Origin of the sequence: Microcystis sp. M083S1, from assembly GCF_020246405.1 — a bacterium.
GTDB lineage: Bacteria > Cyanobacteriota > Cyanobacteriia > Cyanobacteriales > Microcystaceae > Microcystis > Microcystis aeruginosa_C.
On sequence record NZ_JADBTB010000077.1, the window covers coordinates 1 to 4,980 of the forward strand.

A 4,980-nucleotide genomic window follows, 5' to 3' on the forward strand; every position below is an offset into this window, starting at 1 on the left:
GCAAATGGAGAGAATTCTTGTCCATTAAGAAATGTTACAAATTACATGGGTACATTAAGAAAAGTTAAGGGGTTACATCCATTGATGGATAAGGGTTTTCGGCTATTATAGTATATATGTATGGGGGGAAGTTCAGTTATACATTGAATAATTGGCTCTACGAATAAAGTTATGTGTAGATTTTAGAAGCAATTTGATTGAAGTCAAGATAAAACTAGAGGATTTTACTCTATCATTACTTAGGGTTTGCTGAATAAATATAAAAACCTTGTTGGGTAAGACTTTTAGACTTTTTGTCAATCAAAAAGTACCAGGTATGGGAGTGATCAGGGGGAAAATCCCCGGACTTTTTCCCTAAAAATTAGGCAATTGGCCACCTCAAAACCGGTAAAACCCCACACCCCACACCCCACACCCCACACCCCACACCCCACACCCTGCCCCCACCGAAAAACTTTTTGCCGCAAACCCTACTTATTTTAATTTTGGATGTAGCCCACCCTGCCAGACTACTGGTCTGTCAAAGTTGGAAATTGATGGATACAATTTAGTTAATTTGATCCGAGCATCGACCGTAATAAAATCTATGGAAATTATCGCTGTTTTACTGGGAGTTTTCGGTTTAGGCACAGGTGCGGGTTTATTAGTCATCCGTAACTATTACCATATCTGTCAACCGAGCGAAGTTTTAATTTTTGCCGGTAGTCGTCGTCCCACGGCCACGGGCAAAACCATCGGTTATCGTTTGGTAAAAGGGGGCAGCAGTATTCGTTTACCCATGATAGAACAAGTGTATCAGATGGACTTGACCAACATGATCATCGATCTCAGGGTGGTTAATGCCTATTCTAAGGGCGGTGTGCCGTTAATCGTCACCGGGGTGGCGAATATTAAAATTGCCGGGGAGGAACCGATTATTCACAATGCGATCGAGCGTTTATTGGGCAAGAAACGCAAGGAAATCGAACAATTAGCTAAAGAAACCCTGGAGGGCAATTTGCGCGGTGTCTTGGCGAATTTAACCCCAGAACAAGCGAACTCCGATCAGATTGCCTTTGCTAAAAGTCTCCTGGAAGAAGCGGAACAGGATCTGGAAAAATTGGGTTTAGTTTTGGATAGTTTGCAGATCCAGAATATCTCCGATGAGGTGCGTTATCTCGATTCGATCGGACGGAAGCAAAAAGCCGAATTACAGAGAGATGCCCGGATAGCAGAAGCAAAAGCCCGAAAAACATCGATTATCAAGGCTTCCGAGAATCAACGTCTAACCGCTTTGCGTCGTATCCAAAAAGATTTAGAAATAGCCAAAGCTGACGCAGAAAAACGGGTGCGCGACACTCAAACTAAGCGCGGCGCCATGATTGCTGAGGTAGAATCGGTGGTTATGTCGGATTTAGCTAAAGTACAGGCCGAAGTGGCGGTACAAAACGCCCGAATTAAGCAGGTGAAACAGCAATTACAAGCAGATGTGATCGCTCCTGCGGCGGCGGAATGTCAACAAGCGATCGCAAAAGCCCGGGGGGAAGCGGCCAAAATTATCGAACAGGGGAAAGCGCAAGCGGAAGGAACCAAAAAACTAGCGGCCTCTTGGCAAGGAGCGGGAAATAACGCTAAAAACATCTTTTTATACCAAAAATTGGAGTTATTGCTTAAATTAATGGTCGCTAGTGTCCCAGAAGTGCAGGTGCAAACGGTGACGGTAGTGGACGGGGGTGATGGTAATCTTGTCCCGAAAATGACTGCCTTTGCTGAACAATTGCGTCAAGCTACCGGAGTGGATCTGGTACAAATGGCTAATCGCCTAGCACAAACCGAGCCATCTGTCAAGGGCAAAGACACAAATTTTGATTTTAAACAATTGCCCTCCTGAATCAGTTATCAGTTATCAGTTATCAGTTTTGAGTTTTAAGTTTTGAGTTTTAAGTGAGCAGTGTGTATTAAGTGATCATCATCAAATGGCAGTTTACTGCTGTCTTTTCACTGTTCACTGATAACTGATTATTGTCCACTAGAATGTTGATCAAGTTTGGAGACCACCGCCATGGATGACTTAATTAATGCTCCCTCCCCTTCTCCCCAAGACCTAGAAATGACGAGGACTCCCCCCTGGGGAACGGTGACGGTATTGGAGGAAGGTCCGCGGTATCGCATCAATCGCATTGTCATTAAACCCGGCCATCACATGAGTACCCAAATGCACTACCATCGCAGTGAACACTGGATTGTCGTCTCTGGTACAGCGCGGGTAATTTGTGATGAAAAAGAAACTCTCCTCAAACAAAAAGAATCTACCTATGTTCCCATGAATACCCGTCATCGGGTGGAAAACCCCGGTTCTATTCCTTTGGTGATGATCGAGGTGCAAAATGGCGAATATTTAGGAGATGATGATATTCACCGTTTTGATGATCGAGAATAGGACAGTTTTCTCCTGTATATACTTTAGTTATTTGCCAAAATCTCGATCGTGCATGAAAAAATTATCCTAGTTACAGGGGCTGCCCGTTCTGGGAAAAGTGAATGGGCCGAATATTTAGCCAAAATCAGCCAAAAACCCGTTATTTATATCGCCACCTCCTCGGTGGATGAAAAAGATCAAGAATGGTGCGATCGCATTGAAAGACACCGGCAGCGACGTTCCCCCCAATGGCAAACCCAAGAAATTCCCCGACAATTGAGCGAAACTATTGATAATAGCCCATTTACTCACTGTTTATTGATCGATTCCCTCGGTACTTGGGTAGCCAATTGTTTAGAAATGTCGGCAGCCGAATGGTTAGAAATTAGCGATCGATTCTTGTATTCCCTCAAAAACGCGGCCGTTGATGTTATTCTGGTGGCGGAAGAAACCGGTTGGGGTGTGGTTCCCGCTTATCCCCTCGGTCGTCTGTTTCGCGATCGTTTAGGCGATCTCTGTCGTAGAATTGGCACAATAGCAGACGCGGTTTATCTAGTTACCGGGGGCCATGCTCTTAATTTAAGTCAATTGGGTCAGTCTTTGTCGATAATTGGGCAATAGAGAAGATGAGCAAAGATTATCAGCGTCAAGTAATTGATTTTTATGCCCTTCGTCACGATTACGATAACGATTTTACACAAGCTCGCGCCCTTAAATTAGTAAATTATCTCTATTTACAAAAAAGCCAATCTGTGCTAGACGTGGCAACGGGAACGGGATTTATAGCGGTAGCAATTGCCCCAAAAGTAAAAAGTGTCATCGGGGTTGATTTCACGCCAGAAATGATTGCCAGAGCCGAAAAAAAGCTAGAAGCATTAAATATCGAGAATATTGACCTGATTAACGCCGATATAGCTGCCATTGACTTTGCCGAGTCTAGTTTCGATCTGATTACCTGTTCTCTGGCGATTGCACTTTTCCCCGATATCCCGCAAGTGCTGGCAAAATGGTATCAATGGTTAAAAAAAGGCGGTTCGGTCGCTTTTTCCTGTAATAATTTAGAATCCCACTTCCTACCCTTGATCAGTGGTGTTTGTCGCGAAACCTATGGTTTTGAGTTGCCTAATCTGCATACTCCCATCGCCACCCCGGAAAAATGCCATCAATTGCTGGAAAATGCGGGATTTACCAATATATCGGTCAATGTCGAACAACTAGGTCGATATTTGCCCCTAGAAACCGCCAAAAACTTCTGGTATGGGCAGTATTTTTATCCTCAGCATAACCCTTTTGACCGCCTATCGGCTGGCGAAATTGCGACTCTAGTGAACAATTATCGCCGAGAAATCGAGAAAAATGCCACCGATCAGGGAGTATGGCAAGATGCAACCACCTTTTTTATCACTGCTAGTAAAACTTAGAAAAAGATCATGAGTCAAGTTAAAACCATCTCCGGACGAGCTTTACCCTTGCGAGGCAACGATATTGACACCGATCGCATTATTCCGGCTCGTTTTTTGCGTTGTATCACCTTTGAAGGTTTAGGCGAACAAGTGTTCGCTGATGATCGAGCGGCTTTACAGGGGAGTCATCCTTTCGATCTACCCCAGTACCAAGGAGCAAAAATTCTGGTAGTCAATGGTAATTTTGGTTGTGGCTCTTCTCGGGAACACGCACCGCAAGCGATTTTACGTTGGGGAATTCAAGCAATTATCGGGGAAAGTTTCGCCGAAATATTTTTTGGCAATTGTATCGCTAATGGGGTTCCCTGTGTCACTGCCGAGGCTAAAACCATCACCCATTTACAGGATTTAATTGCAGCTAATCCCGAAATTCCCGTCGATCTTTCCTTGACAACCATGACAGTGGAATGGGGGGATTTTGTCGCTACTGTCTCTATGAATGAAGGTTCCCGACAGATGTTAATAGAAGGGGGTTGGGATACCTGCGGACAGCTTTTACAAAATCTCGATCTGATTCAATCTACCGCCCAAAAGTTACCCTATTTAAGTTTCGTCTAGGGAAACAATCTAGGCTGAGGGTGCGTTAGTAATAGATTAACGTACCCCGGCAAGGATTTTGTTTGCAATGCAGCATCTGTAAATATTAAAAAATCTGCCTTATGACTAATTCTGATAATAATCTCCAAAATATCCAAGAACCGATTTTAAACGCTCCCGAAGATGTGCGAAAAATCATCGATCGCGTTTTAAAATTGGAAAGAGATAAGTTATACCAGCGCAATCCTCGCAATATCAATGATGATGTTTTAACAATTATTAAAGAAGTAATCCAATAATTAGCTTTTAGCTATCAGGAGTCAGGAGACAGGAGTTAGGACTCAGTAGTTAGGAGATTGGTTTTATTTATTCTCCCCTCTCCCTTCTCCCCACTTCATAATTTATAATTCATAATTCCCACTTCCCCATCATCCCCTCACTCTAACTAACCCCAGTTCGGGTTAAGCAGCGGGGGGTAAAGCCCATTCCATCTTCAAGGAGGGTTTTTTCGGCTGGTGACAGTAAGCAATCAAACCACAGAGAAGATTAACGCAAAAATTAACAGGGCTGCGGTGGCGGGAA

The 4,980-nt window shown here is 43.8% G+C and carries 6 protein-coding genes and 1 pseudogene; 6 read left to right on the plus strand and 1 reads right to left on the minus strand.

The features are described 5' to 3' along the window. Positions 1 to 586 precede the first annotated feature (586 nt). From IM450_RS07475 to IM450_RS07500, 6 genes are all read left to right on the plus strand, one after another. Positions 587 to 1,870 carry a flotillin family protein gene (locus IM450_RS07475; RefSeq protein WP_046663425.1) on the plus strand — a complete coding sequence of 428 codons (1,284 nt, stop codon included), beginning with the start codon at positions 587 to 589 and terminating at the stop codon, positions 1,868 to 1,870. A 171-nt stretch (positions 1,871 to 2,041) separates the two neighbouring features. Next, a complete protein-coding gene (locus IM450_RS07480; protein ID WP_061431867.1) occupies positions 2,042 to 2,419 on the plus strand; it encodes a phosphomannose isomerase type II C-terminal cupin domain in 378 nt (125 codons plus the stop codon). A gap of 48 nt (positions 2,420 to 2,467) precedes the next feature. Beyond that, positions 2,468 to 3,019 carry a bifunctional adenosylcobinamide kinase/adenosylcobinamide-phosphate guanylyltransferase gene (gene cobU, locus IM450_RS07485; RefSeq protein WP_110543776.1) on the plus strand — a complete coding sequence of 184 codons (552 nt, stop codon included), beginning with the start codon at positions 2,468 to 2,470 and terminating at the stop codon, positions 3,017 to 3,019. Positions 3,020 to 3,024: 5 nt separating this feature from the next. Further along, positions 3,025 to 3,819, plus strand: a complete 795-nt coding sequence (locus IM450_RS07490) for a class I SAM-dependent methyltransferase (protein WP_287670041.1) — start codon at positions 3,025 to 3,027, stop codon at positions 3,817 to 3,819. Positions 3,820 to 3,828: 9 nt separating this feature from the next. Next, positions 3,829 to 4,419 carry a 3-isopropylmalate dehydratase small subunit gene (gene leuD, locus IM450_RS07495; RefSeq protein WP_002740602.1) on the plus strand — a complete coding sequence of 197 codons (591 nt, stop codon included), beginning with the start codon at positions 3,829 to 3,831 and terminating at the stop codon, positions 4,417 to 4,419. Positions 4,420 to 4,520: 101 nt separating this feature from the next. Next, complete coding sequence (locus IM450_RS07500; RefSeq protein WP_002740601.1) at positions 4,521 to 4,697, plus strand: hypothetical protein; 177 nt, start codon at positions 4,521 to 4,523, stop codon at positions 4,695 to 4,697. A gap of 162 nt (positions 4,698 to 4,859) precedes the next feature. Here IM450_RS07500 and IM450_RS07505 read toward each other — a convergent pair. Continuing rightward, positions 4,860 to 4,980 (minus strand): annotated as a pseudogene (locus IM450_RS07505) (IS982 family transposase); the annotation flags it as partial.

What these genes read in the sequence shown, in the direction of transcription:
- IM450_RS07475 (WP_046663425.1), top strand. Translation starts at nt 587, where the DNA reads ATGGAAATTATCGCTGTTTTACTGGGAGTTTTCGGTTTAGGCACAGGT.
- IM450_RS07500 (WP_002740601.1), top strand. Translation starts at nt 4,521, where the DNA reads ATGACTAATTCTGATAATAATCTCCAAAATATCCAAGAACCGATTTTA.
- IM450_RS07490 (WP_287670041.1), top strand. Translation starts at nt 3,025, where the DNA reads ATGAGCAAAGATTATCAGCGTCAAGTAATTGATTTTTATGCCCTTCGT.
- leuD (WP_002740602.1), top strand. Translation starts at nt 3,829, where the DNA reads ATGAGTCAAGTTAAAACCATCTCCGGACGAGCTTTACCCTTGCGAGGC.
- IM450_RS07480 (WP_061431867.1), top strand. Translation starts at nt 2,042, where the DNA reads ATGGATGACTTAATTAATGCTCCCTCCCCTTCTCCCCAAGACCTAGAA.